We start from the raw sequence: 23,866 nt of genomic DNA, 5'->3' as shown, positions 1-23,866 counted from the left end.
CGCAATGACCGGCTTTTGCTCCTTCGCACCTCGGCGCTCGATAGTCGTACCGATCGCCTGTTTGCTCGGCTGCGCCGCGTTGTCGCCGGCTCAACAGACGAAGAGCGTCGCGGAGCGGTATCTGACGGCGGACGCGGTGAAGCCGGCTATCGTGGAGCTCGCCTCGGATCGCTACGAAGGAAGGGGCGGAGGGTATCCAGGGGAAAAGAGGGCTGCCGAGTACCTGGCGACGCGGTACGCGGAGCTGGGGCTTCAGCCGGCGGGCGACCGACGGCACGGACATGCCACCTACTTTCAAGAATTCAGTTTCTACCCCCATGCCCCGATTCGGCCGTGGGAGCAAAGGCGGTCGCGCAACGTCCTCGCCTTTTTGGAGGGTTCGGACCCGGTTCTGAAAAACGAAATCGTCGTGATCGGGGCGCACTACGACGGTCAGGGACGTCTGGGGCAAGCGGATGCGGGACCCCGGCTGCCGCCGAGGGAGGCGAACAGCAAAGACGACATTTGGAACAGCGCCAACGATAATCTGTCGAGCTGCTCGGCGATTCTCGCGATCGCCCGCACCATTACGAGTGGCGGACTTCGGCCCAAGCGATCGATCCTTTTCGCGGCGTTCGGCGCGGAAGAACACGAGATAGCGGGATCGATCTTCTACGTGAACCACCCGCCGTTCGAACTGAGCCGCCACGTGGCCATGATGAACCTTGAGTGCATCGGAAAGGCGCCGGAGAAACCGCTAACCCTTAGCGCGTTTATGACCGGCGGCTTTTGGAGTGCGACGATGAAGGAGGCGAACTTGGAAATGGGAACGCACGTGCAAGCCAACATCCCGGTGCCGATCCCGGACAGCGACCATTACCCGTTTGCTTCGGCGCGAATCGCGGCGATCGTTCTTTCGGGGCAAACCGACGCCGAGCGTCACCGGCCCACCGATACCGCCGACAGGATCGATTTCGCCCGGACGGCGGAGGCGGCGAGGTTTGCGCTGTCGATGTTGATCAGCCTGGCGGATCGGCCGGAGAGGCCCCGCTTTAACCAATCGCCGATGCCGGACCTGGGGATGACCGCGGATTTGGCGACCCCCGCGGAGTGCGATGCCTTACACTTGGGGCGGGGGCAGGGGTGCCTTCGGGTTACTGGCATCCTGCGCAACCGGCCGGGAGAGAAGGCGGGCTTCCAGATAGCGGACGCGATGCTCGGCTATTACACGGATCGAGCGATTGGGCCGCCTCAGTACCATGCGATTCGGCGCGACATGAAACTTGCCGAGCTCCAGGCGATTATGGAAGCGATGCTGAGGGGGAAATTTGGGCGGCAGATGCGCGCGTCGATCTTGCGGAACGGACAAAAGCTCGATCTCGTGCTGCCGATAACACCCTAAGGCCGCGCGATAACCTGCTAAAACTGAGGTCGATCCATGATTGGCCTCTTGTTCGCCGCCGTTCTCATGACTTCTACGCCTCAACGCACCTATTGCAATCCGATCAACTTGGACTACGGCTACTGCCCGATTCCGAACTTTGTCGAGCAAGGGAAACACCGGGCGACAGCGGACCCGGCGATCGTCACATTCCGGGGCGACTACTATCTGTTCTCAACCAACCAATGGGGATATTGGTGGAGCGAGGACATGCTTCACTGGCACTTCGTCTCACGGAAGTTCTTGAAGCCGTGGCACCAGGTTTACGATGAGCTCTGTGCGCCGGCTCCGTTCGTGATGGGAGACGCCCTCTACGTGATCGGCTCGACTTATGCAAAGGATTTTCCGATTTGGATGAGCCGGAACCCGAAAGTCGACGACTGGACGGAGGCGATCAAGGAGTTTCCGGTGGGGGCTTGGGATCCGGCGTTCTTGCTGGACGACGACGGACGGCTCTACCTGTACCATGGGTCGAGCAACGTCTATCCGATCTACGGGACCGAGATCGATCCAAAGACGCTCAAGCCGATCGGAGAGCATAAGGAGCTGATCAAGCTCCATGACGATCTCCACGGCTGGGAGCGGTTCGGAGAGCATAACGACAACACGTTTCTGAAGCCGTTCATCGAAGGGGCGTGGACGACCAAGCACAACGGGAAGTACTACCTGCAGTACGGCGCGCCGGGAACCGAGTTCAGCGGGTACGGCGACGGCGTTTACGTAAGCGACAAGCCGCTCGGGCCGTTCCACTATCAGGACCACAACCCGCTCTCCTACAAGCCGGGCGGTTTTGCGCGGGGAGCCGGGCACGGAGCGACCTACCAGGACAAGTTCGGAAACTGGTGGCACACAAGCACGATTGGGATCTGCGTGAAGAACAACTTCGAACGTCGGATCGGAAATCTGGCCGGCGGCGTTCGACAAAGACGACGTGATGCATTGCGACACCGCGTACGGCGACTACCCCACGACGCTACCGGAAGGTCCGGGGAAGGGGGGAGAGTTCGCGGGTTGGATGCTCCTTAATTACGGGAAGCCGGTGACGGTGTCCTCGACCTTGGGTGGGTTCTCGGCGAACAACGCGGTGGACGAGGATATCAAGACCTATTGGTCGGCGGCCACCGGCGACAAGGGCGAATGGCTGCAGAGCGACCTCGGGCGCGTTTCCACCGTGCGCGCCATCCAGGTGAATTACGGCGACCAAGACGCCGAGTTCATGGGGAAGAAAACGGACATCTATCACCAGTATCGTCTGCTGGCGTCAAGAGACGGAAAGCGTTGGCAGACGATCGTCGATAAGAGCGAGAACCGGACGGACGTCCCGCACGACTACGTCGAACTGGCAAAGCCGGTAGAGGCGCGTTATATCCGGCTGGAGAATGTGCACATGCCGACGGGCAAATTCGCGATCAGCGGGTTGCGGGTGTTCGGAAAGGGGAACGGCGAGCGGCCGAAACCGGTGAAAGGGTTCGTTCCACTTCGCGGCGAGGTGACGGATAAGCGGAACGCCTGGTTGAAGTGGCAAGTTTCGGACGACGCCACCGGATACGTCATTTACTCGGGGGTTGCGCCGGACAAGGTGTACACGAGCGTGATGGTGTACGGCAAGAACGAGTATTACTTCCGCGCGATGGATCGCGACCGGGCGTATTTCTTCCAAATCGAGGCGTTCAACGAGAACGGGATCTCGGAACGCACGGCAGTCGTCAAGGTCGATCCGTAGCGAAAGCGAGTGCGCGAGCGGGGCTCGCGCACTCGGACTCGATACTACTGCGGGGCAATCGTCAGTTGATTCTCGACGGTGAATTGTTTTCCGGCGATGCCAAGAGCGATGTTCTCGGCCTGCTTCTTTTGCGCTTCGTCGGGGACGCTTCCTCGAAGGACGATCTTGTTGCCGATGGTATCGACGTTAAGATTATTCGTCTTGAGCCCCTTAGCGGTAAGCAGGGCGCTCTTCACGGATCCGGTGGTCGCGCTGTTGTCGACCGCCTTGGCGGTGTTGTCGGCGGCGTTCTTCACGGCCTGGCCGGCAGCCTCGGCGCTCTTCTCGACCGCCTGCCCCGTCTTTGCGGCATCGGTTGCTACGGCGTCACCCGTCTTCTTGGTGGCATCGGCCGCAGACTCTCCGGCGGAGTCGTACTTTTCACGGGCTTCCGGCGTGCAGCCGCTGAGGACTCCGAGTCCCATTACGGCCGCGAGCGCGGTGATTAAGATTGTGTTTCGCATGTTGTCAGTTCTCCCTGGTTGAGGTTCATCCACTTCTCTTGCGAGTGCAGGGAATTACTCACGAGAAGCGACTGACGGAAGGTTCCGCGTGTTCCGTGGCTACCCTGCTGGCCCGTAAGCCGTGGGTCGAACAAGAAATAAAAAAATCCCTCGATCCATTTGATCGAGGGATTTTTTGAACCGCGCGGTCCTAGCTTAACGAGCGTAGAACTCGACGACCTGCTGTTCTTGGAAGAACTTGGGGAAGTCCTCGCGCTCGGGGAGGGCGACGACCTTGCCTCGGAAGTTCGGAACGTCCACATCCATGTAGGCGGGAACGGCGGAACCTTCGTAGTGGTTGTCTCGGGCGATGCGCCGGCTGCTGTCTCGGTCGCGGACTTCGACGACGTCGCCGACCTTGAGCAGGAAGCTCGGGATGTTGACCATCTTTCCGTTCACCATGATGTGGCAGTGGCTGACCATCTGTCGGGCCTGGAAAACGGTTCGCGCGTAGCCGAGGCGCCACACGGTGGTGGCAAGCCGAAGCTCGAGCAAGCGAAGGAAGTTCAGGCTGGTATTGCCCGGCATTCGCTGCGCCTTCTTAAACGCGTTCGAGAACTGCTTCTCGAGCATGTTGTAGTATCGGCGGATAACCTGTTTGGCCAGGAGCTGCTCGCCATACTCGGACTGTCGGCGGTCCTTCAGGTTTGGACCGTGCTGTCCACTCGGATACGGTCGCTTGGCAGCCGGGCTCTTCGGCCGGCCCCAAATGTCATAGCCGACGGTTCGGCAAATGTCGGTCTTTCTTCCTCGGTAGGTCGCCATGTGATTTCGGTATAGAAACGCGACCCGCAGTCGCGAACTTCTGAATATACCTGATGGGGGGGGTGGGTGCTAGGCGTTGGGCGTTGGGCGTTGGGCGTTGGCTAGTGTGAGGCAATACCCTGTTGGATGGGACGGATGGGACTTCGGCGACATATGGGGTCTTAGACTTATGGGATTGACGTGGGCGGAATGCCAAACGCCCAGCGCCCGACGCCTCACTCCAAACACTTTTGATGGCCAGTAGTCCCGTTTGACGTGAATTGGGTTGAGAATCCTTAAACAGGCCTCTAGAATCTTCACTTGGCGCAACCGCGTACATTACAATCTCGTAAATCACCCCATGAGCAAGGATAAGTATCATCCCATACCCGCGAGAGACCCGGTCTCTGGCGGCGATCTCTACATCTCCGAGCTCGCCAACGAAGATAGTGGCATCACCATTCGTGGGAAATTCGAGGTCCCTCGCTATGCCCGGCTAGATCCGGAGCAGCAGCGGTTTCTCGAAACATTTCTCCGCTGCCGTGGAATGCTCAACTCCGTAGAGCGCGAGCTGAAAATGAGCTATCCGACCGTCCGGGCGAGATTGGACTCCCTTCTAGAGTCGCTCGATCTGACGCCGATGCGCGAAGAAACGGGTCGTAAGGATAAGAATGGAGATAAGAAGCGGAAGGTGCTGGACCAGCTCGAGAAGGGCGAGATTACGGCCGAAGAAGCGAAGAGCAAGTTGGGAGTTTTAAAATGAGGGACGAAATCCAGAGGATCAGCAAGCTGGTCGCGGAAGGGAAACTGAGCCCGGACGACGCCGCCGACCTCATCGATGCGTTTTACGCCAGCGAGCGAGCCGACTACGGCGGGCGGAACGATTACGAAGAGGCCGCCGCGGCAGAGACGGCGACCGCCGAAGCCGCCGAGAAAGCAGCCGATGCTACGCCGCCGCCTCCTCCGAACGCCGGATCGCACCGCGATCCGCTGAAGCAGCTCGTCGAGTCGATCGAGAAGTTGACGAAGGAGGGAGCCGCCGCCGTTAACTGGTCCGAGGTGAGTAAGAACGCCCGGCAGTCTGCGAGGAAAGGTTTTGAGACGCTCAAGGGCGGCTTGGAAGATATCAGCAAGGGAAAAGTGAACCTGGCTTGGCTCTCAACTGGGGAAGTTAAGGAGGTCAGCCTCCCGCTTTCGATCCCGGTCGGGAAGACGCTCAAGGTCGACAACTCTTGCGGGAACGTCAAGATCGTGGGCGGCTTCGACGTTGGCAGCGCCACCGCGCGGGCCAAGTTCAGGGGGGCCACGGCGGAGGATGCCAAGGCAAAGGCCGAGGCCTACACGCTGATTATCGAAGAGAGCGACTTCACCGTCCTCATTCGCCAGCCGGACGTTAGCGGATTGCACGTCGATCTTGAAATTCAAATGCCGGGTACCGGCGCGGTCGAGGCAAGGGTGGAGACGGGCGACGTCCAGATCATGGATACGCGCGGATCCTGCCGGGTATTCGGACGCGATGGAGACGTCAAGCTTCGGGGTCTGAACGGCGTGGTTGAGATCCAAGGCGAGAACGGAGACGTTTCGGTTGAAGATACGACGACCCCTTCGCTGCAAATCGAGAACAAGCACGGCGACATCCGAGCGACCCGAATCAAGGGGAACATCAACGCGCGCTCTGCCAACGGCAACGTGCACTTGTCGCACGTCATAGGCAAGACCGTTGCGGTCGAGTCGGTTTCCGGTTCGATCAAGGTCGAGCTGGAGGAGCCGGTCACCGGCACTCTGAACGTACGAACGGTTAACGGTGACGTGGTTCTCACGGTTCCGGACGGCAGCGATTGCCGGGTTACCCTTTCGACGTTGCGCGGCAACGTGGAGTGTGGCTTGGAGCTGCAGGACCAGACGAAGCAGGATCAGCGTATCACGGGCCGCCTCGGCGCCGGGACGGGCACGCTGGACATCAGCGCCGTTACCGGCAACGTGTCGGTCGAAATGAAGCAGGCGGTTACGGCTGGTTAGGCGTTGGGCGTTGGGCGTTGGGTTTGCTTTCCCGCATTACCCTTTCCTTTACGCCTAGCGCCCAACGCCTCACGCCTTTCCCTTGCCATACTTGACCCATGCAGTACTGGCTGATGAAGTCGGAGCCCGATTGTTACTCCATCGACGACCTTGCGGCGGAGAAGAAGCCGGCGATGTGGGAAGGGTGCCGGAACTATACGGTTCGAAACTTTATGCGCGACTCCATGAAGGCCGGAGACCTCGCTTTCTTTTATCACTCCAGCGTGGACCCGGCCGGAATCGTGGGGGTCATGGAGATCGTCGGCGAGGCGTATCCGGACCCGACCCAGTTCGATCCCACGAGCGAGTATTACGACGAGAAGTCTCCGCGCGACAACCCGCGTTGGCTGGCGCGAAACGTCCGCCTGGTCGAGAAATACGCCCGCATCGCGACGCTCGCGGAGCTCCGCGAGGTTCCCGGGCTCGAAGAGATGCTGGTCCTGCGCCGCGGTCAGCGGCTAAGCGTGATGCCGGTTACCGCGGAGGAATGGAAGATCGTTAACGCGCTCCCAGGCCTTCGCGCATAGTTACCGGCAACGATCCCTCCAGACGGCTGGCCTACCTCCGGTACGCCAGGACTCGGGCGGGCCGCCCGAGATACTCACGGGCGAGCCGCCCGTGCCACGTCGGTTATGGCTTCGTTGAGCTGGACTCGGAGCGGAGTGAGTCGCGGAGGGTTTGGACCGGAAGGTCGAGGGCGCGGGCGAAGTCGAGGATCTCTTTGAGGTGGCTTAGCTTTGGGTCGAAGCGGGCGAGAACCTGGGGGCGGACGATCAGGGTCAGGCCGAAGTTGCGGCTCGCGGCTTCCCGTAACTGAGTTTTAGTCACATCCGTCCATGCCCGCGCGCTCATTCCGGCACGGGTTGCTTCGCGGGCGGCGCGGGTCTCGACGGGGAAGAGCTTGAGCCCTTTGGGAACCAAGCCGGGGGCGGCGCTGAGGAATGCTAGCTGCTCGATCCCGTCGAACTCCTCTCCGTTTGCGGGCCAAGCGCCGCGAACGGCCATGCCGACCGGCACGTGGCCGATCATGGAGAATAGAGCCCGCGCGTCGTGAAACCTGGCCTCCGCCGCTTCTGGATGCTTGCAGAGCCAGTCAAGGTCGTGTCCATCGTTAAGCGCCGCTTCGGCATTGGCCGGAAAGGCCCGCAGCACCCGATTGGAAACGAAGAAATGGAACTTGAAACCGGTGTAGCGGGCGAGGTCGAGAATTCGAAGCAGCGCAGCGGGCTCGCCGTGGCCGAACTCGGTCGCGTCGGGGGTGTCCCAGGGGACGTAATCGAGATCGATTCGGAGGCAGAAGAACATTAACGATCTTGCAGAGCGGCGATGCCCGGCAACTCTTTGCCCTCTAAGAATTCCAAACTCGCCCCCCCGCCGGTGCTGACGTGCGACATCTTATCGGCGACGCCGAACTTCTCGACCGCGGCGGCCGAGTCTCCGCCGCCGACGATGCTGACGGCCTTGCCGTCGGCCAAGGCTTGGGCAACCGCGCGGGTACCGGCTTCGAAAGGTTTCATCTCGAAAACCCCCATCGGGCCGTTCCAAAGAACGGTACCGGCTTGCGCGATGATTTCGGCGAAATTGTGCTGGCTATCCGGTCCGATATCGGCGCCGATCATGCCGTCGGCGATCCCGTCTATGGGAACGACCTTGGTTTCCACATCCTCGGCGAGCCGGTCGGCGACGACGATGTCGGTCGGAAGGACGATTTTGTCCGGGTTCTCGTCGAGCAAACGCTTGGCGTAGTCAAGACTGTCCGCATCTAGCAGAGATTTGCCGATCGCGTGTCCTTGCGCCTTGTAGAAGGTGAAAACCATGCCGCCGCCGACGAGCAGACGGTCTACGCGGGGCAGAAGATTATCGATAAGGGCGATCTTATCGCGCACCTTGCTTCCCCCCATCACCGCGACGAACGGACGCTTCGGGTTCTCCACGGCTTGGCCGAGGTGCTGGATCTCCTTTTCGATGAGAAAGCCGGCGACGCCGGGCAGAATATGAGCGACCCCTTCGGTCGAAGCGTGGGCGCGGTGAGCGGTGCCGAAGGCGTCGTTTACGTAGATTTGGGCGATCGCGGCGAGCTGTTTGGCGAACTCGGGATCGTTCTTTTCCTCCTCCGGGTGGAAACGGACGTTTTCGAGGAGGAGCACGTCGCCTGGCTTCGCGGCGTCGACGGCCCCCTTCACCTCCGGACCTACGCAATCGGGAAGTAGAGGGACGTTTTTGCCAAGAAGCTCGGAAAGCCGGGCGGCAACGGGACGTAGGGAGAATTCGGGCGTCACGCCTTTCGGCCGGCCAAGGTGGCTGGCGAGGATAACGATCGCCTGGTGGTCGATGAGGTACTTGATCGTCGGCAACGCTTCCGTGATCCGGCGGTCGTCGGTAATCGCTCCCCCTTCAAGCGGCACATTGAAGTCGCACCGCACGAGAACGCGCTTGCCCTGAACGTCGATGTCACGAACCGTCTTCTTACTCAGCCCCATAACGGCAGAGTCTACCGGCGAGGCAAGGGAAGGGACCGAGCTACCTCTCGGTCAGCGCCGCACTGCGTAGATGGCTGGGTCGTTGAATCCGCCAACTTTTAGGTTCGCGTCCCAGGTGGAGGTCACTTCCACCGTTTGGCTCTCTTGTCCGGGAACGGCGTACCGCTCCTTGACGATGTAACGCATCAGATCGCCGGTGTTCGTAATCGAAAGCTGGAAGGCGCCGTTGGGCTCTTCGCCGGGGATCGCGCAATAGTCCCCTTCAATAAGCTGGACCTCGCGGCTGCGAATCTGGGCGGTTCCGTTGAAATGGAGATTCGTCCAGTGCGACTTGACCTCTTTAAGGTCCTCGTTCCGGGCGAAGACGATGTCCAGGACGGCGGAGCGGTCGGCGAGGCCGCGCGAAGCGGCGCTGTACATCTGATCGAGAGTTTGGGTCGTCTGGTGCTGCGAAACCGGCTCTTGCAATCGGGGAGGACCATACACGCCGGCGGGCTTGTCGTACCAAAAATAACGGCCGTCGCTGACCGAGAGGATGTTTTGCGGTTGGGAGCCGCCCTTTTGCTGGCGGATCAGGAGCTTGCTCGGCCGGTCGTAAGCGACCTGAGTGTCGACGACGATGGTTACCGACTGGGCGGTTTGGGTGAGGCGAATGGTGCCGGCGAGCGACTGGGCGTCGTGGTATTTCTTGAAGGCGAGGCCGATAAGGGCTCCGGGTTTGGTCACCGGCGGCGCGGCTTCGGTTTGCGCGCCACCCTGGTAGACGGTGGCGATAAGGCCGATGAGCGATAAGATCACTTTAGAATTCCTCCGACGGATGCCATTCGATATCGTGGACGTTTTGTTCCGCGTTCGCGGTTCGAGCGGCGGTAAACAGCCAATCCGATAGACGATTCAGGAATGCCCGCGCTTCTTCCCGAACCGGCGCTACCTCGGCAAGTTCGAGCACCGAACGCTCGGCCCGGCGGCAGATCGTTCGAGCTCGATGTAACTCGCCGGAAAGCGAGGTACCGCCCGGCAAGATAAACGCACGAAGGGGCGGCAGAAGTTTCGTCTGTTCATCCATCGAGCGCTCGAGATACTCGGAGTGGCCGACGCCGATTGTCCGGACATCAAACTTTCCTCCCGGCGGACAGGCCAGTTCGCCTCCGAGGTCGAAGAGCCAGCTTTGGAGTTTCGCCAAATCGTCTCTTATCGCGCCGTCAGCCAAGCCTCGAGCGACGCCGAGAGAGGCGTTCAATTCGTCGACGTCTCCGATAGCGTGGATTCGCGCCGAAGTCTTGGCGACGCGTTTGCCGCCGTAAAGACCGGTTGTGCCGTCGTCGCCGGCGCGGGTGTAGATCTTCACTTTCGGCGGGACCTCAGAACGAGCATCACGAAGCGGGGAAGCATTTGGGCCTTGGCAATCTTTTTAGGGTTCGACGCCGTGCGCCACAGCCACTCCATCTTCGCCTTTTGGACAATCGCCGGCGCCCTTTTCGCCTTGCCACTGAAGACGTCGAGCGAGCCGCCGACCCCGATCCCGACCTTGGCCTGGATGATGTGTTCCGTCGCCCGGATGAACTTCTCTTGGCGGGGGATTCCCATCGCCACGATCAGGATGTCCGGGGTGAAGAGGGCAACCTCGTGAGCCACGACCTCATCGCTTTCGGCAGGGAAGTAGCCGTGGCGCGTTCCGACGATGTTGCAGCCGGGGTGACGGAGCCGCATCTTCTCCGCCGCGAGGTCGGCGACTCCTGGCTCCGCCCCAAGGAAAAAGATCCGGTAGCCGCGCTCCGCGCTGAGGCGGCACAGATTATCCAGGATATCGACTCCGCTTACCCGGGTCTCGATCGGGTGGCCAGCGCGGCGGGCGGCCCAGACGACGCCGATGCTGTCGGGGGTGACCAACTCGGCGGCGCGGTAAATCTCCATCAGCGCCGGGTCATGCTGCGCCTGGGCGATCCCGGCGGCGTCGGCGGTAACGACGATGTGCGGCGTTCCCGAGGCGATAAACGCTTCGATGCGGGCGAGCGTCTGGTCCATCGAAAGCCGGTCGATGGGTACCCCGAGGATATGGACGCGATCGGGCAGGTGAGATGCGGGTTCGACGCCCAACATGCAATCAAAAGTGTACTCCACACTTCACTCGTGCAAGGCTTCGATCCGAAAACGTAGAATAGGGCGAAGATGTCTGCCACTGTGACCGTGACGCCGACCAAGGTTCGCCTTAGAATCCTTCGCCAGAAAGATCAGGCGTCGGAGAGCTACTGGGACGAGTTCGTCATCCCCTACAAGGAGAAGATGAACGTGATCTCCGCGCTGATGGAGATTCAGAAGGACCCGCGGACGGCCGATGGCAAGCGGGTTCAACCCCCGTCGTGGGATGCGGCATGCCTTGAAGAGGTGTGCGGGTCGTGCACGATGAACATCAACGGGATGATCCGGCAGGCTTGCACGGCGCTGATTGAAGAAGTTGGCGAAGCCGGGGCGGACATGTGGGATGTTTCTCTCGAGCCGATGAAGAAGTTTCCGGTCGTGCGCGACCTGGTCGTTGACCGGAGCCGGATGTTCGAGAACCTGATGAAGGTAAAGGCGTGGGTGCCGATCGACGGCAGCTACGACCTCGGGATGGCGCCGCCCCAGGACGACCACGTTCGCCAGCTTCGCTACGCATTGTCGCGCTGCATGACGTGCGGCTGCTGCGTGGAGGCTTGCCCGCAGGTGAACGAGAAATCGACCTTCGTCGGTCCGGCCGCGGTCGGTCAAGCGCTGCTGTTCAACCTGCAGCCGGTAGGGAAGACGCTAGAGAACGACCGGCTCGAATTCCTTTCGGGTGAAGAAGGGATTACCGGCTGCGGCAACGCTCAGAACTGCGTTAAGGTCTGCCCCAAGGGGGTTCCGCTCACCCGCGCCATCGCCCAGATCAACCGAGACACGACCGTTTATAAGCTGAAGCGTTGGGTAGGAATCGCGTAGCGCACCCCCTTCTCGCAACGTCGATACAGATAACAGAGTAAGAAATCCCATGCCGATCCTCCCCGCTATCGCCCTTCTCGCCGCCCTCGCCCAAAGCGCCGCGGCTCCCACCGCGACTCTTAAGTTTGCCAAGGACAAAGTCCCCGGCGACTCAGTAGTCAAGGCCATCCTAACCGTGACGTTCGCCGAGGGGCTGCACGGCTACCAGAACCCGCCGTCGGATCAGTACCAGATCCCGCTCGTGGTCAAGGTGTCCGAAAAAGGATTCACGTTGGTAAAGGCGGAGTATCCGAAAGGGGTCGACTTTACGATGCCGGGAGAGGCGAAGCCCGCGAAGGTTTACGAAGGGGCGATCACGATTCCGCTCGAGATCAAGACTAACAAGAAGCCGGGGACGTACAACGTGAACCTCCGGGTCGAGTATCAGCAGTGCAACGCCAACTCTTGTTTCCCTCCTGGTGCTTTCACCGTGAAAGCAAAGCTGGCGGTAACCAAGCCCGGTAAGAAGGTTTGAACTCGTTTCGCGTGGGCGAGGTTCCGATCGGCGAGGGTGGTTTGACCATCATCGCCGGTCCTTGTTTGGCCGAGTCGTGGGAGTTGTGCGACCAGGTTGCCACGGAGATGAAGGGGCTCTGCCAGGAGCTCGGATTCGGCTACATCTTCAAGGCTTCGTACGACAAAGCAAACCGGACTTCGGCGGGGACGACCCGTGGAGCGGGAATCGATGCGGGACTGGAGATCTTGGCGCAGGTGAAGGCGAAGCACGGACTTCCCCTGACGACCGACATCCATTTGCCGGATCAGGCGGCCGAAGTGGCGAAGACGGTGGACCTGCTGCAGATTCCGGCGTTCCTCTGCCGGCAATCGGATCTTTTGGAAGCGGCCGCCGCCACCGGCCGGCCGGTGAATGTAAAGAAGGGACAGTTCTTGGCGCCGCAGGACACCAAGAACATCGTTGAGAAGCTGGCGGGATTCCACGCCCACGGGACGATGCTTACGGAGCGGGGTACCAGCTTTGGCTATAACACGCTGATCGTCGACATGCCGGGTTTGGAGATCATGCGGTCGTTCGGCGTGCCGGTCTGCTTCGACGCCACCCACTCGGCCCAGCGGCCGGGAGCGGGCGGAACCTCCTCCGGAGGGGTCCGGGATTCGATCCCGGCGATGACCCGGGCAGCGGTCGCGGTTGGGATCGACGCCTTGTTCCTGGAGGTCCACCCAGATCCGGCTTGCGCCCTTTCGGACGCCGCCACGCAGTGGCCGCTGGCTCGGGCGCGGGAGTTGCTAGAGCAAGTAAAGGCAATTGTAGCATCGGCTTCGGCGTTACCCCGGAGGGGTTGAAGAGGCTAGCGCCGGGTTTCCTACCCGGGGGCAATGGAGACGAATCTCCCGCACCCTGGAGGGGTGCCACATCATTCGAAATATTTCTCCTCATACTCCACCCCATGTTCGAGGAGCAACGCTCGTAATTCATCGGCGGACGAAACGGCGTGGTGATGTTCCTCTTGCCCGGCGATATAAGTTCGCAACGCGTCCAGTTCCCAACGGCTGACGGAAAATGCGCCGTATCCGGCCTGCCAAGAAAATCCTCGATTCTTCTCTCGCGAGACCCAGACGGATGAGGCCCGCTTTATCTCGCGGACGACGTCCGACACAGTATGGGTCGCTTTCAGTCCGAGGAGGAGATGGACGTGATCTGCCACACCGCCTATTTCGAGGGGAGTTACTCCGAGTGCCCGTGCAGTGCCGCCGGTATAGGCATGGAGGTCGTTCATCCACTCTTTGCGAATCGTCGGTGCCCGCTCTCTTGTAGCGAAGACGACGTGGACATATAGGCTCAGATATGTAGAAGCCATGAGGGATTCTGGCACCCCTCCAGGGTGCGGGATGGGCAACTCTCTTCCACGGGGTAGGAAACCCCTGGCTATTCTCTGTCACCCCTCCGGGGTGGATTTTGTAATCCCAGTTCTTTTTGAAACAGCTTCGTTATTTGCCGATGGCGGCCAAGAAAACGGCCTCAATCCGCTCGGCCATTTTCTCGATGGTGAACTCCTGCTCGTAGCGGGCTCGGCCGGCGGCGCCCATTGGTTCGCGGTTGGCGGACTTCATTTCGTTCAGCACCGCCGCCAGCGCCGATGCGTCGCCGGGGGGGAAGAGGCGGCCGTTGACGCCGTCTTCAACCATTTCCGGTAGTCCACCGATGTTGGAGGCGACGATGGGGCGGGAGAGGGCCATCGCTTCGAGCGCGGCGTACGGGAACGCCTCTTCCCAGGTGCTTGGAATGACGACGACGTCCATGGCCGCCATCGCGTCGGCGACATCCGCGACCGAGCCTTGGAACATGACCGACTTCAGCCCGGCTGCCTTCGTTCGAAGATCTTCGGCATACGGACCGTGACCGAAGATGCACGCTTTGACGCCGTCGACTTGCCTCATCGCCTCAATCAGCACGTCGATTCCCTTATCGGGCACCAGTCGGCCGAAACTACCCACGACGAACTCGTTTGGCTCCAGCCAAAGGGCCGCCCGTGCATCTTTTCGCTTTCGCCTCGGAATCGGTTCCGGAAGGCCAGCCTTGGCGACGGTCATCTGGGAAGCGGGGATTCCGGATTGCAGCAATCTTCTCTCCACCGCGTGACTGACGGGAATGATATGACGCCAGAGACGGGAATACGCCTTTGCCTTTGGCGACGACCATTGCAGCGCAACGTGGCGGGTCATCACAGTTAGACCCTGACGCCTCATGCGCGCGGCGTAGGCGGGCAGCGTAAAGTCGGGGCTGAAGTGGGCGTGGACGACATCGAATTGCTGGGAGCGAAAGAGGCGGAGGTAGGCGGCAAGCCCTTTAAGGTCGAATTTTCCGCGAACCGTAATCGGCTCCGTCGGGTGCGAGGCTCGCTCGGATATCGGTGACCCGGGCGGGCATGCGATCTCCACTCGGTGGCCACGAGACTCTAGGCCTTGCTGAAGGTAGACGACGTACCGCTCGATCCCACCCCATTCGTGGAGCGAACTCGCGACCTGGAGAATATTCAGGGAAGGTTTTCGATCAGCCACTGTCGGTTGTTCCCGATCATATCAGGATGCCAATCGTGGCCCCAGTCGTACGTGATGAGCCTTTTTCGGCCCGGCAGTGCCTCAAAGACGCGTCGCACGTTTTCCGGCCGGCTGGCGGGGTCTTTCAAACCCATCGAAACCTGGGTGGGAACGTTGCAGAACCCGGCTTGAGAGACGGTGTCGTAATACGAGACGGTGTTCCGGACCCTTGCCTCGCCCACCGGAAGCTCCTCCATAAAGTCCGACAACTCCTTCAGCGGGTACCGGTAAACCGTTCCGGTGAGCTGCTGCCAGAGGTTGGCGAGGAACGTCATGTCGGCGCAGACGGCTTTCACGATCGGACACCATGCGCCAAGCCAGATCGACATGCCCGCCCCTTGGCTCATCCCCATTGCGCCGATTCGATCTTCGTCGGTCTCGACCTGCGCTTGCAAAACACGGGTGGCGATGATGGCGTCTTGAAACATCCGGCGAAAAATCCACGATTCCGGGTCCTCGGCCCCCTCGGCGAAGTAGCCGCGGGCCGTCACGTATTTCTCTTGGTGGAAAGCGGCTTCGCCGTGAAAATTGAAGCTTAGGGAGGTGAACCCTTCCCGCGTTCCGTATTCGTCGGGAAGTTTCGATTCGCGCCCGTAGGGGGGAACCCACACGAAGCTTGGGAGGCGGCGAGCGCCGGGCGGGTAGGCGATCCAGCCGTTTAGGGTGCGACCGCCCATTCCCTTGAAAACTAGGGTTTGGACTTCGAAGCCAGGCAAATCGAAGTCGTTGCCGAGGCTGCGGTGATAGTTGAGAGGGACTGAGCTTGCCTCAGCCACCGTTTCGCGCCAGAACTCCTCGAAGTCTTCCGGGAGATCCGCGGCGTTCATGCACCCACGGCGCGCTGTAAGGCTTCAACGTGGAGACCGGTGGTCATGAGCCAAGCGGTTGCGCGCTGGATCTCTTCGATCGGACCCTCGAGCTCTAGCTGCATCCAGCCATAGTCCGTGTCGACGTTGGCCTTCTTGATATTGACCCGAACGGGGAAGTCACGGCTAAGTCGCCAAATCCAAGGTTCGCCTACCTGCTCTTTCCCGGCAGTGATGTTGACATCCACGCTGGCCATCAAGCGGGGATGATACCCGTAGGCCTCAAACCGAGAAAGGCATTCTGAGCTAACATCGTACATGGAACTCGCCAACCTCCGGTTTCCCTCGGGCGGTCAGTCCCCTTTTCTACTGATCATCGAGCGGGAATCCGAGCACGACGGCTTCGTTCGGGTGACGATCGCCGAACAAGACCGTCCCCCCTACTTTCTGCAGGTAGTGGATTTGGCGCTGCTCCGGAAATACCGTCATACAAAGTTTGCCCAAGGCGCGCTGACGGTCAGCTATCTGCACGCACGTGACCAAACGCGTCTCGACTTCGGACCCGAGGGACCGGCGAGCCTGATCCTGGGACGCGAAGCGTTTGAGGCGCTCTTGGCCAGCGTTTAGAGCAACGTTTCGACGTGATAGCGCTTGGCGGTCCGGTCCACCATGGCGCTGTAGCCTTTGTCGCGCAGCTTTTGCAGGATCGATTTAGCGAGAGCGCCGCGGGGCGCGCCTCCTTTTGTGCGGATGGATCCCATCCAGAGTGCGGTTAGGGTCGCGTACTCCGGGTCTCCGCACGCCAGAAGCGCGCGGGTGTCGTGGTCGTTCCAGCCAAAGTAGATCTGATTCGACTTGGCGAGTCCAGGAAGGTCGACATTCGACTTCAGTCGGCGAATGGCGTGGCGCAGGAAAAGCGCTTCGCGAACGTCCTGGGCATGGGAGTACCGGGCTTGGATCGCAGGGAGGAGGTCCGTCCAACCAAATCTCTCGGCCGCGGCGGCGGCCTGGGTCGCGAGAATGCCATCGCGAAGGCCAGACGCGTAGACCGGTTTCATCTCCGGTCCGAACTTCTTGAACGAGACCGCTAACTCCACGACCGATCGAAGGGTAGCGTCGCGGTTTAGGCGGATGAGGGCGGCAACCGATTTTGGAGTCCCTAGATTGGCCAGGATTTGAACCGCCACCGGAGCTTTCGAAGCCGACCTTTCCAGCGCTGGAACCGCGGCGTCCTTCATCGCGAACAGGTCTTGGTAGGCGGGAGGGGCGTTGTGGCTTCCGTCCACGTTCAGGGCTCGAATCGCGAGCTTGACCGGCTCCTCGCCACCGGACAGGCCGAGCGCCTTTCGGACGCCACGGATCCGCTCGTACGATGCGTGGGCATACCACTGTAGGCCTTGTCCTTTCCCAAGGTTCACCAGCATCCGCGGGTTAGGCGAAACGTCAGGATCGTTTTGGAAGAGCTGGGCAATCGGTTTGGCCTGATTCGACGCGCTCACCGCGCAGAGCTGATCGACGAGCTCCAATTTAACCGTCTTGAGCTGTTGAGGCGTTCGGGGATCCTGGTTTTGGCCGACGCCCGACATGTAGTGCTCGGTCTCGGTGATGAGAATACGGAACGAACCGTCGGGAGAAGGGATCACTTTGCAGGTCTCGTCAGATCCCAGCGATCGCCGTATCTTTTCGAACGCAGGCTGGATCGAGGGGGGAACCGATTGAGGAGCAAGGGTGATCGCGAGCAGGTAAGTCAACATCGGTGATTTCTCCGACTTACAAACGCGCAAGAAGGCCGGCCTTTACGCCCGGCCACTCGGATTTAACAATGGAGTACATCATCGTATCGCGGACGAACCCGTCGGGGAGGACGAAGTGCTTGCGCAGGCGGCCTTCGAAAACCGCGCCCAGCTTCAAAATCGCAGCCTGGCTTTGGAGATTTCGGGCGTCGCACTTGAGCTGAACCCTCTCGCATCCGATCGATTCGAACGCGTGTTCGAGCATCAGAAGCTTCGCCTCCGGATTCACGAACGTCCCTTGATGAGCCCGTCCGATCCAGGTCATTCCGATCTCGAGGCCCCGGTGGATGTGCCGGATGTCCATGTAGGTCGAGCAGCCGACCGCTTCGCCGGTTTCCTTGACCACCATGGCGAACGGCACGGTGTTGGGCATGGCGGCGAGGTGCTTAATGAACGCTACGAGACCGGCCTCGTCGGCGTTGAAGGGGCGGTCCCTTACGAAGTATTGGAAAAGGGCTAAGTCCGCGTGCGGAGCGAGGCTGGGGGCGTGGGCGGGCGTCAGCGGCTCCAGCCTCAAGCGCCGTCCGTCCAAGACGACCGGTTCGACGACGATGGGAGCGAGTTCCGTGGCAGCCATAGTGCCCGGATGTTATCCGGCGACACGCTCGACATGCTGTTGACACCGAAGAAACGCGTCAACGATTTGCGGATCGAATTGGGTGCCGCGGGAGCGGGAGATCTCGGCGAGCGCGCTCGAGCGGGTCATCGCTTCTTTATAGGGCCTCGCCGTCGTCATTGCGTCGTAGGCGTCGGCCACCGCTACGATCCGGCCGCTTATCGGTATATTTTCGCCGGCGAGTCGGCTGGGATAGCCTTTGCCATCCCACCGTTCGTGGTGAGTGAGGGCGATTTCTCTTGCCATGAGGAGGACCGGCTGATTGCACCCAGCCAGGATTTGTGCGCCTATTTCCGGGTGGGTCTGGATGTGCGCGAACTCGATCGGGGTGAGCTTGGCCGGCTTAAGCAAAACCGCGTCACGGAGGCCGATCTTGCCAAGGTCGTGCAAGAGGGCGGCGGAGGCGATGGCGTCGCAGAACCAGGGCTCCATTCCGAGCTCGACGCTTATCTCTTGAGAGAGGAAGCCGACCCGTCGCGCGTGCTCGCCCGTGGCGTCGTCTCGGAACTCGGCGGCGAGGGCGAGACGGTCGAGGATTTCTCTTTGGGCGAATTCAAGTTGCTGCGTCCGCTCCTGCACCATCTCGTCCAGGTGTCGCATCTGGTTTTGCACTTGGCGGTAAAGCTTATGGATTCTGAGCACGTTGCGAACTCGCAACGTAAGTTCCAACATATCGGAAGGGTGCTCGAGGAAATCGCTGACGCCGAGGTCGAGCGCCTTCAGGCGAACCGCATCCTCGGCTCCGCCGGTGATCATGATCACCGGGTTTCGATCCTCCGGCTCTTTGTGAGCCCAAACGTCGGCAAGGACTCTAAAGCCGTCGATCGGGGGGAGCCGATAGTCGAGCAGCATCAGATCGGGATTGACCTGTCGATGCATTTCGGCGGCGCGAAACGGGTCGGAGACCGTGTGGACCGCCGCGCAACCGGCTCGTCGAAGGGCGTGAGAGAGCAAGACAAGGTGATCGTCCTCGTCATCAACGATCAGGATCGACGAATCACGAAGCTCCTCCACTTTCCCCTCAATAACCATGCAGGCCCGCAACCATACATATTAGGAGGCAAAAGAGGGGCTGGTGTGCCCCTCGGTGTATTTTTCGTGCGTCGGCTTTTCAACCTACAAGCGGTAGATCTCTACGTACTTACGCTCCAGACCGTCCAGGTAACTTCGGGACGAAATCGCCTCTCCGGTTACCTGTCTCACCAGATCTTTCGGGGAGTATTTGCGCCCTTTCGAATATACATGGTCCTGTAGCCAGGTGAGAATCGAGGCGAAGTCGCCGCTTGAAATCAAGGCGTCGGTATCGCCCAGGTCGCGCTGAAGGGCGGTCCAGATTTGGTAAGAGAGCAGGTTGCCCATGGAGTAAGTCGGGAAGTAGCCGATCGAGCCCATCGACCAGTGCACATCCTGGAGACAACCTTCGGCGTCGTTCCGGGGCGTGATGCCGAGATATTCTTCGTACTTGGCGTTCCAAGCGTCGGGCAGGTCCTTGACCGCGAGCTTGCCGGTAAGAACGTCGCACTCGAGCTCGAACCGGACGAGGACGTGCAGGTTGTAAGTCAGCTCATCCGCTTCGACGCGGATGTACGAAGGTTCGACTTTGTTGATCGCGCGGTAGAACGTGTCGAGATCGACGTCGCCGATGGCGGGGAAGCTCTCTTTCAGACCCGGAAGGAAGCGCTCCCAAAAAGCACGGCTCCGGCCTACGATGTTTTCCCAGAGACGCGACTGGCTCTCGTGGAGTCCGAGCGACACGCCGCCCGCGAGAGGAGTCCGGTCCCAAGCCATCGGCGAGCCTTGCTCGTACATTCCGTGGCCCGCCTCGTGGAGGGTTCCAAAGATGGCGCTGCCAAGGTACGGCTTATAGCGGGTGGTGAGGCGAATGTCGCCTACCGACCAGCCGGTGCAGAACGGGTGCGGCGCGGTGTCCTGGCGGCCGCGCTCGAAGTCGAAGCCGACCGCTTTGGCCAGGTGCTCGGTAAATTTGCTCTGCGCACCTTCGTCCCAGTTTCCATAAAGGAACGCGTCGTCGACTTGAGGCTGCTCCTTAATCTTCTTGACGAGCGCGACTTGCGGCCCCTTTATCGACTCGAACATCGCGCGGACTTCGGCCGCGGTCGCACCTTCTTCGTATTGGTCGATCAGCGCGTCGTAGATATGGTCGGTGTAGCCCAGATGCTCGGCTTCCTCTCGGACGATGTCGAACATCCTTTCGAGGGTCGGGGCGAAGCCGGCGAAATCGGACTTTGCGCGTGCCTCGACCCAGCGCTCGTGGGCGATGGCGGCCAATTTCGACTTTTCCTCGACGAGCTTGGTGGGGAGCTTCGTCGCAAGGTCGATATCCCGGCGGGTCACGCGGATCATCGCCGCGTCGTCTCCCTCGGCGCTCCCTTGGGCGTCGTCGAGGGCCCGGCGCGTCTCGTCGGCCACGAACGTCTCGTGGGCCATGCGGCTAAGGATTCCGAGGTGCTCGGCCCTGGCTTCGGCGCCTCCCCGCGGCATATAGGTCTGCTGGTCCCAGTCCATCATGGCGGTGGCGGAGCGCAGGGCGTTTACGTCGGCAAGACGTGACTTTAATGTCTCGAGCGGGGAGGGCATTGGAAAAGGATACCGTCGCCTCCTTTCTTCAGGTGGGGACAACGGTGTAACCTTCATGCGATGGCAAGGGCCCAGAATTTAGGGGAGCCTGAACCGACTCGAGAATCCCCATTTTCGGCCCTCGATGGGCCGATTACGCCGAACGACCGGTATTTCGTTCGAAGCCACTTTGCCGCGCCAGAACTGGACCTTTGCGAGTGGCGGCTAAGCGTGGAAGGATCGGTGGAAAAGCCGCTCTCCCTGAGCTATGACGAGCTGCAGGCAATGCCATCGAAAAGCGTTACCGTCACCACCGAGTGCGCAGGCAACGGTCGCCGATACCTGTCGCCCACAATGTGCGGCATCCAATGGGAACAGGGGGGAGTAAGTACGGCGAATTGGGAGGGAGCGCCGCTCAGCGCGATCTTGGAAAGAGCCGGCGTGCATTCGAATGCGGTCGAAGTGGTTTTCGAAGGAGCCGATGGCGGAGAGATCAAAAATCCTCCCCGACCGGGAGCTCCGATCAAGTTCGCCCGAAGCGTTCCGATCGATAAGTGCCGTTCGGACGTGCTTTTGGCGTACCGAATGAACGGAGAACCGATCGCACCCACGCACGGCTTTCCGGTACGCGCCATCGTACCGGGCTGGTTCGGAGTCGCCTCCGTAAAGTGGCTCTCGCGACTGCTTGTCGTGGACAAGCCATATACCGGGTTCTTTCAGACGATCGAGTACGCCTATTGGCAGCGGGAAGGGGGATTGGTCCGCCGAGCCCCAGTTGCGGGAATGCTCGTCAAGGCCCAGATCGCCCGTCCCACGGCGGGTGAAGTCATCGCTTCCGGCTCCTCTTATCGGGTGGTCGGGGCGGCATGGGCGGGGGAGTCCTCGGTGGCAAAGGTTGAATTCAGCGACGACGGGGGAGAGAACTGGAGTGAAGCGCGTCTGACGGGGAATCCGGAACGATTCGCATGGCAATTATGGGAGCACGATTGGGTAGCGCCGGCTACCGGGCCATGCTTCCTCATGGCTCGGGCCACCGATGCGGACGGAAACGTTCAGCCGGTGACGCGGGACCTCGATCGGGAGAACTACATGATCAACCACGTGATTCCGGTTACGGTCGAGATCGTCTAGGCGGGCATGAGTGGCGTCGACAGACGTACACTATATATGCCCATGGAATCCGCTCGCGAAGTGCTGCGCCAGGTGTTCGGCTACGACCAGTTCCGGCTGGATCAGGAGCCGGTCATCGAGAGCGTGATGGGCGGACGCGACACGTTCGTCCTGATGCCCACCGGCGGCGGTAAGTCGCTTTGCTTCCAGATTCCAGCCCTTCTCAAACAGGGGACGGCGATCGTCGTGTCGCCCTTGATCTCGCTGATGAAGGACCAAGTTGATGCGCTCGTGGAGAACGGGGTCTCGGCGGCTTTCCTCAATTCCAGCCTAAGGGAGGCTCAAGCCGATAAAGTGCTTCGCCAGTTGCACGAGGGGCAGTTAAGCCTGCTCTACGTGGCGCCGGAGCGGCTGATGATGCAGGAGACGCTCGCCCGGCTTCAGCGGGTGAAGCTCTCGCTGTTCGCAATCGACGAGGCGCATTGCGTTTCGCAGTGGGGACACGACTTCCGGCCCGAGTACGTTCAACTCGGACTCATCCGCGACCGTTTTCCCGAAGTACCGTTCATCGCGTTGACGGCGACCGCCGATTCGCTTACTCGTGACGATATCCTGACGAGGCTCCACCTCGCCGACCCTCAGGTGTTCGTCTCGGGATTCGATCGGCCGAACATCCGTTACACGGTGGTGGAGAAGCGGCGGCCGGCGGTTCAGCTCCTGGAATATGTGAAGTCGAAGCCGGACGACAGCGGCATCGTCTATTGCCTCAGCCGCAAGCGGGTCGAGCAGGTGGCGGAAGGGCTGCGAGAAGCGGGAATTTCAGCCGCGCCATATCACGCCGGGCTCGACGCCAAGGAGCGGGCGCGGGTCCAAGACGGATTTCAGAAAGACGATATCCGGGTGGTTGTCGCCACCGTCGCCTTTGGTATGGGGATCGACAAGCCGAACGTGCGGTTCGTCGTGCACCACGACATGCCGAAGAACATCGAGGGTTATTACCAGGAGACCGGCCGCGCGGGTCGGGACGGACTCCCCTCCGAAGCTCTCCTCATGTATGGAACGGGCGACATCGTTACCGTCAAGGCGCTGATCGAGCAGAGCGAGAATCAGGCTCAGAAGCAGATCGAGCTTAAGAAGCTGAACGCGATGATCGAGATGGCGGAGGCGATGACCTGCCGGCGCGGGTTTCTGTTGCGGTACTTCGGTGAGATCTACGAAGGGGAGTGTGGGAACTGCGACGTCTGCCTAACCCCGCCGGAAAAGTTCGACGCTACCGACGACGCGAAAAAGGTTCTGATGTGCGTCTACGAGCTCCGCCAACGGTTTGGAATGCGGCACGTGGTGGACGTTTTGCGTGGGTCGGAGAGTCAAAAGCTGATCGACTGGGGCCATACGGACCTTCCTTCCTACGGGAGCGGGAAGCATTGGAGCGCCGACGAGTGGTCGAGCCTGGTGCGGCAACTCGTGCACCACGGACTTCTGATTCAAGACGCACAGTCGTACGGCGTGTTGAAACTCACGCCCCAGACCCGGCCGATCTTGCGGGAGGGAGCCCGAATCGAGCTCGCTCGCCCGCGGGTGAAGGTGCGGGCCGAGCGGGGATCTCGTTCGAAATCGTCGACTCCCGCTTCGAGACCGGCGGACGAGGAGCTGTTCCAGGAGCTTCGCGCCCTCCGGAGAAAGCTGGCGAACGAGCAGCAGGTTCCTCCCTACGTCGTCTTCGGGGACGCCGCCCTTGTCGGGATGGCGGCCTCCAAACCGAAAACAGCCGCCGAGTTTCTCCTGGTATCGGGAGTCGGCCAAGCGAAATTGGAGAAGTACGGCGAGGCGTTTATGGAGGTCATCCGGCGGCACGCCGGGTCGGCTATCTAGTGATCCAAGGAGGACCGGAGCACCTCGAATCAAGAAACGTAAACTATGATGCGGGAGTCGGAATAGTTGTA

At 60.8% G+C, this 23,866-nt stretch carries 25 protein-coding genes and 1 pseudogene; 11 read left to right on the top strand and 15 right to left on the bottom strand.

All coding sequences use genetic code 11. The features are described from left to right. Nucleotides 1–4: 4 nt before the first annotated feature. Together OP10G_RS20370 and OP10G_RS27980 are read left to right on the top strand one after the other, a co-directional pair. Entirely contained in the window at nt 5–1,381 is a 1,377-nt protein-coding gene (locus OP10G_RS20370; RefSeq protein ID WP_025228588.1) for a M28 family peptidase, read from the top strand. Between the two features lie 36 nt (nt 1,382–1,417). Continuing rightward, nucleotides 1,418–3,143 (top strand): annotated as a pseudogene (locus OP10G_RS27980) (family 43 glycosylhydrolase). 44 nt (nt 3,144–3,187) lie between these two features. Here OP10G_RS27980 and OP10G_RS25195 read toward each other — a convergent pair. Continuing rightward, nucleotides 3,188–3,646, bottom strand: coding sequence for a BON domain-containing protein (locus OP10G_RS25195; protein ID WP_025228589.1), 459 nt, complete (start codon nt 3,644–3,646; stop codon nt 3,188–3,190). 195 nt (nt 3,647–3,841) lie between these two features. Then, nucleotides 3,842–4,450, bottom strand: a complete 609-nt coding sequence (gene rpsD, locus OP10G_RS20355; protein WP_025228590.1) for a 30S ribosomal protein S4 — start codon at nt 4,448–4,450, stop codon at nt 3,842–3,844. A gap of 340 nt (nt 4,451–4,790) precedes the next feature. Here rpsD and OP10G_RS20350 point away from each other — a divergent pair, with 340 nt between their 5' ends. The 3 genes from OP10G_RS20350 to OP10G_RS20340 all read left to right on the top strand — a co-directional run bounded on the left by OP10G_RS20350 (nt 4,791) and on the right by OP10G_RS20340 (nt 7,014). Continuing rightward, the gene (locus tag OP10G_RS20350; RefSeq protein ID WP_025228591.1) at nt 4,791–5,192 is read left to right on the top strand and encodes a DUF2089 domain-containing protein; all 402 of its coding nucleotides are present in this window, start codon (nt 4,791–4,793) and stop codon (nt 5,190–5,192) included. Continuing rightward, a complete protein-coding gene (locus OP10G_RS20345) occupies nt 5,189–6,448 on the top strand; it encodes a DUF4097 family beta strand repeat-containing protein (protein ID WP_025228592.1) in 1,260 nt (419 codons plus the stop codon). Before OP10G_RS20350 ends, OP10G_RS20345 begins: the two co-directional genes overlap by 4 nt. Before the next feature lie 98 nt (nt 6,449–6,546). Continuing rightward, complete coding sequence (locus tag OP10G_RS20340) at nt 6,547–7,014, top strand: EVE domain-containing protein (RefSeq protein WP_025228593.1); 468 nt, start codon at nt 6,547–6,549, stop codon at nt 7,012–7,014. 103 nt (nt 7,015–7,117) lie between these two features. Here OP10G_RS20340 and OP10G_RS20335 read toward each other — a convergent pair whose 3' ends face one another. From OP10G_RS20335 to OP10G_RS20315, 5 genes are read right to left on the bottom strand one after another with little or no spacing between them, the layout of a single operon-like run. Next, a complete protein-coding gene (locus OP10G_RS20335) occupies nt 7,118–7,792 on the bottom strand; it encodes a hypothetical protein (RefSeq protein ID WP_025228594.1) in 675 nt (224 codons plus the stop codon). Next, a complete protein-coding gene (locus tag OP10G_RS20330; RefSeq protein ID WP_025228595.1) occupies nt 7,792–8,961 on the bottom strand; it encodes a phosphoglycerate kinase in 1,170 nt (389 codons plus the stop codon). The genes OP10G_RS20335 and OP10G_RS20330 overlap by 1 nt, the downstream gene beginning before the upstream one ends. Nucleotides 8,962–9,018: 57 nt before the next feature. Beyond that, nucleotides 9,019–9,765, bottom strand: coding sequence for a hypothetical protein (locus tag OP10G_RS20325; RefSeq protein WP_025228596.1), 747 nt, complete (start codon nt 9,763–9,765; stop codon nt 9,019–9,021). 1 nt (nt 9,766) lies between these two features. After that, nucleotides 9,767–10,315: a cob(I)yrinic acid a,c-diamide adenosyltransferase gene (locus OP10G_RS20320; RefSeq protein ID WP_025228597.1), complete on the bottom strand. Its 549-nt coding sequence runs from the start codon at nt 10,313–10,315 to the stop codon at nt 9,767–9,769. Next, entirely contained in the window at nt 10,312–11,067 is a 756-nt protein-coding gene (locus tag OP10G_RS20315) for a WecB/TagA/CpsF family glycosyltransferase (RefSeq protein ID WP_052548059.1), read from the bottom strand. The genes OP10G_RS20320 and OP10G_RS20315 overlap by 4 nt, the downstream gene beginning before the upstream one ends. A 69-nt stretch (nt 11,068–11,136) precedes the next feature. Here OP10G_RS20315 and sdhB point away from each other — a divergent pair, with 69 nt between their 5' ends. Genes sdhB through kdsA form a run of 3 tightly spaced genes read left to right on the top strand, consistent with a single transcriptional unit; the run spans nt 11,137 to nt 13,266 of the window. Continuing rightward, the gene (gene sdhB, locus OP10G_RS20310) at nt 11,137–11,925 is read left to right on the top strand and encodes a succinate dehydrogenase iron-sulfur subunit (RefSeq protein WP_038473482.1); all 789 of its coding nucleotides are present in this window, start codon (nt 11,137–11,139) and stop codon (nt 11,923–11,925) included. Nucleotides 11,926–11,974: 49 nt separating this feature from the next. After that, complete coding sequence (locus OP10G_RS20305) at nt 11,975–12,439, top strand: protein-disulfide reductase DsbD domain-containing protein (RefSeq protein WP_025228600.1); 465 nt, start codon at nt 11,975–11,977, stop codon at nt 12,437–12,439. Beyond that, entirely contained in the window at nt 12,436–13,266 is an 831-nt protein-coding gene (kdsA, locus tag OP10G_RS20300; protein ID WP_025228601.1) for a 3-deoxy-8-phosphooctulonate synthase, read from the top strand. The genes OP10G_RS20305 and kdsA overlap by 4 nt, the downstream gene beginning before the upstream one ends. A 71-nt stretch (nt 13,267–13,337) precedes the next feature. Here the strand turns inward: kdsA and tnpA are convergent, their stop codons facing one another. From tnpA to OP10G_RS20280, 4 genes are all read right to left on the bottom strand, one after another. Further along, nucleotides 13,338–13,781 carry an IS200/IS605 family transposase gene (gene tnpA / locus OP10G_RS20295; protein ID WP_025228602.1) on the bottom strand — a complete coding sequence of 148 codons (444 nt, stop codon included), beginning with the start codon at nt 13,779–13,781 and terminating at the stop codon, nt 13,338–13,340. Nucleotides 13,782–13,911: 130 nt separating this feature from the next. Then, nucleotides 13,912–14,982: a glycosyltransferase family 4 protein gene (locus OP10G_RS20290; RefSeq protein ID WP_025228603.1), complete on the bottom strand. Its 1,071-nt coding sequence runs from the start codon at nt 14,980–14,982 to the stop codon at nt 13,912–13,914. Further along, nucleotides 14,958–15,848, bottom strand: a complete 891-nt coding sequence (locus OP10G_RS20285) for an acetylxylan esterase (RefSeq protein WP_025228604.1) — start codon at nt 15,846–15,848, stop codon at nt 14,958–14,960. The genes OP10G_RS20290 and OP10G_RS20285 overlap by 25 nt, the downstream gene beginning before the upstream one ends. Then, the gene (locus OP10G_RS20280; protein ID WP_025228605.1) at nt 15,845–16,084 is read right to left on the bottom strand and encodes an NIL domain-containing protein; all 240 of its coding nucleotides are present in this window, start codon (nt 16,082–16,084) and stop codon (nt 15,845–15,847) included. The genes OP10G_RS20285 and OP10G_RS20280 overlap by 4 nt, the downstream gene beginning before the upstream one ends. 61 nt (nt 16,085–16,145) lie before the next feature. On the opposite strand from OP10G_RS20280, the gene OP10G_RS20275 reads away from it, so the two are divergent. Next, nucleotides 16,146–16,454 (top strand): hypothetical protein, encoded by a 309-nt coding sequence (locus OP10G_RS20275; RefSeq protein ID WP_025228606.1) that lies wholly within the window; start codon nt 16,146–16,148, stop codon nt 16,452–16,454. On the opposite strand, the gene OP10G_RS20270 is transcribed toward OP10G_RS20275, so the two are convergent. From OP10G_RS20270 to OP10G_RS20255, 4 genes are all read right to left on the bottom strand, one after another. Further along, a complete protein-coding gene (locus OP10G_RS20270) occupies nt 16,451–17,581 on the bottom strand; it encodes a hypothetical protein (RefSeq protein WP_025228607.1) in 1,131 nt (376 codons plus the stop codon). The genes OP10G_RS20275 and OP10G_RS20270 overlap by 4 nt on opposite strands. A gap of 16 nt (nt 17,582–17,597) precedes the next feature. Then, entirely contained in the window at nt 17,598–18,197 is a 600-nt protein-coding gene (locus OP10G_RS20265; RefSeq protein ID WP_227624988.1) for a GNAT family N-acetyltransferase, read from the bottom strand. A 12-nt stretch (nt 18,198–18,209) separates the two neighbouring features. After that, a complete protein-coding gene (locus OP10G_RS20260) occupies nt 18,210–19,268 on the bottom strand; it encodes an HD domain-containing phosphohydrolase (RefSeq protein WP_052547868.1) in 1,059 nt (352 codons plus the stop codon). Nucleotides 19,269–19,352: 84 nt separating this feature from the next. Then, nucleotides 19,353–20,834 carry a carboxypeptidase M32 gene (locus OP10G_RS20255; protein WP_025228610.1) on the bottom strand — a complete coding sequence of 494 codons (1,482 nt, stop codon included), beginning with the start codon at nt 20,832–20,834 and terminating at the stop codon, nt 19,353–19,355. Between the two features lie 60 nt (nt 20,835–20,894). Here OP10G_RS20255 and OP10G_RS20250 point away from each other — a divergent pair, with 60 nt between their 5' ends. Both OP10G_RS20250 and recQ read left to right on the top strand, forming a co-directional pair. Beyond that, nucleotides 20,895–21,944, top strand: coding sequence for a sulfite oxidase (locus OP10G_RS20250; RefSeq protein WP_025228611.1), 1,050 nt, complete (start codon nt 20,895–20,897; stop codon nt 21,942–21,944). Nucleotides 21,945–21,986: 42 nt separating this feature from the next. Next, entirely contained in the window at nt 21,987–23,795 is a 1,809-nt protein-coding gene (recQ, locus tag OP10G_RS20245) for a DNA helicase RecQ (protein WP_227624987.1), read from the top strand. Nucleotides 23,796–23,866: the final 71 nt, after the last annotated feature.

The organism is Fimbriimonas ginsengisoli Gsoil 348 (assembly GCF_000724625.1).
Taxonomy (GTDB): Bacteria; Armatimonadota; Fimbriimonadia; order Fimbriimonadales; family Fimbriimonadaceae; genus Fimbriimonas; species Fimbriimonas ginsengisoli.
The sequence above is the reverse complement of the archived record's forward strand: the minus strand, read 5'-3'. Positions and strand labels throughout refer to the sequence as shown.

Coding starts and splice junctions, on each gene's coding strand:
- OP10G_RS20370 (WP_025228588.1), top strand. CDS start 5: ATGACCGGCTTTTGCTCCTTCGCACCTCGGCGCTCGATAGTCGTACCG.
- OP10G_RS20335 (WP_025228594.1), bottom strand. CDS start 7,792: ATGTTCTTCTGCCTCCGAATCGATCTCGATTACGTCCCCTGGGACACC.
- sdhB (WP_038473482.1), top strand. CDS start 11,137: ATGTCTGCCACTGTGACCGTGACGCCGACCAAGGTTCGCCTTAGAATC.
- OP10G_RS20350 (WP_025228591.1), top strand. CDS start 4,791: ATGAGCAAGGATAAGTATCATCCCATACCCGCGAGAGACCCGGTCTCT.
- OP10G_RS25195 (WP_025228589.1), bottom strand. CDS start 3,646: ATGCGAAACACAATCTTAATCACCGCGCTCGCGGCCGTAATGGGACTC.
- rpsD (WP_025228590.1), bottom strand. CDS start 4,450: ATGGCGACCTACCGAGGAAGAAAGACCGACATTTGCCGAACCGTCGGC.
- OP10G_RS20260 (WP_052547868.1), bottom strand. CDS start 19,268: ATGGTTATTGAGGGGAAAGTGGAGGAGCTTCGTGATTCGTCGATCCTG.
- OP10G_RS20265 (WP_227624988.1), bottom strand. CDS start 18,197: ATGGCTGCCACGGAACTCGCTCCCATCGTCGTCGAACCGGTCGTCTTG.
- OP10G_RS20315 (WP_052548059.1), bottom strand. CDS start 11,067: ATGTTGGGCGTCGAACCCGCATCTCACCTGCCCGATCGCGTCCATATC.
- OP10G_RS20270 (WP_025228607.1), bottom strand. CDS start 17,581: ATGTTGACTTACCTGCTCGCGATCACCCTTGCTCCTCAATCGGTTCCC.
- recQ (WP_227624987.1), top strand. CDS start 21,987: ATGGAATCCGCTCGCGAAGTGCTGCGCCAGGTGTTCGGCTACGACCAG.
- tnpA (WP_025228602.1), bottom strand. CDS start 13,781: ATGGCTTCTACATATCTGAGCCTATATGTCCACGTCGTCTTCGCTACA.
- OP10G_RS20305 (WP_025228600.1), top strand. CDS start 11,975: ATGCCGATCCTCCCCGCTATCGCCCTTCTCGCCGCCCTCGCCCAAAGC.
- OP10G_RS20255 (WP_025228610.1), bottom strand. CDS start 20,834: ATGCCCTCCCCGCTCGAGACATTAAAGTCACGTCTTGCCGACGTAAAC.
- OP10G_RS20285 (WP_025228604.1), bottom strand. CDS start 15,848: ATGAACGCCGCGGATCTCCCGGAAGACTTCGAGGAGTTCTGGCGCGAA.
- OP10G_RS20340 (WP_025228593.1), top strand. CDS start 6,547: ATGCAGTACTGGCTGATGAAGTCGGAGCCCGATTGTTACTCCATCGAC.
- OP10G_RS20250 (WP_025228611.1), top strand. CDS start 20,895: ATGGCAAGGGCCCAGAATTTAGGGGAGCCTGAACCGACTCGAGAATCC.
- OP10G_RS20345 (WP_025228592.1), top strand. CDS start 5,189: ATGAGGGACGAAATCCAGAGGATCAGCAAGCTGGTCGCGGAAGGGAAA.
- OP10G_RS20280 (WP_025228605.1), bottom strand. CDS start 16,084: ATGGCCAGCGTGGATGTCAACATCACTGCCGGGAAAGAGCAGGTAGGC.
- OP10G_RS20275 (WP_025228606.1), top strand. CDS start 16,146: ATGGAACTCGCCAACCTCCGGTTTCCCTCGGGCGGTCAGTCCCCTTTT.